At 36.2% G+C, this 680-nt stretch carries 1 protein-coding gene; it reads right to left on the minus strand.

The genetic code is table 11. The annotated features are described in order from the left end of the window. Positions 1-199: 199 nt before the first annotated feature. Positions 200-680, minus strand: a 481-nt coding sequence (locus ACFINH_RS10215) for a type IV secretion system protein (protein ID WP_375633063.1), incomplete at its 5' end; no start/stop codon positions are given.

Here is a 680-nt window from a genome sequence, read left to right on the forward strand (position 1 = left end):
TTGTCATTATTATAATTTTGACACTAAAGTAAAGTGTATAGTTTACGATAATTTATCTTTTCTTAATTTCATTTTTTAATTTATGAAAATAGCTCAATTTCAGTGCAAATATTTTTTACTTTAGGATTGGATATCCTCGTTATTTTGTCATATGGATATTAGAGGCTTCTGTTACGGGAACCATTGCTTTTTATCTCATCTAGTTTTTATGTCTCCATAGATGTCCGAATGTAATGCCTTTTGCGAGAGAATTGGCCATGCTTGATAGTTTGAGTAACAGCATGATGGATATAATGGACAAGATGAGAGCTCCTCCAAACATGTATGCTACATTCTGGTTGTAATCGAGTTTCATATCACTCAAATAGTTTGCAAAGATATTCATCATTAGATTAAATACAGTTGCTAAGAGTAGAAAGAGGATTATATAATTCACAACTTGGATTATCCATTGCTCGAAAAGGCGATGAGTTGGTTGCCAGAGCAAAGCAATGATGAAGAATGGTCCCCATCCTACAAGAAGTGTAATAGCGATTTTTGTTAGGAGCACGAGACCACCACCGATTGCTACGACGAAGCTTGTTGCTAGCAAGATGAGGATGCCTAAGAGACTGTAAAGCAGTCCATTGGACTCGAAGAAGACGGTTTCTTGGAAAAGACGGCCTGCATATTGGAATCCT

It is taken from the genome of Bartonella sp. AA74HLJMH (assembly GCF_042197045.1).
Taxonomy (GTDB): Bacteria; Pseudomonadota; Alphaproteobacteria; order Rhizobiales; family Rhizobiaceae; genus Bartonella.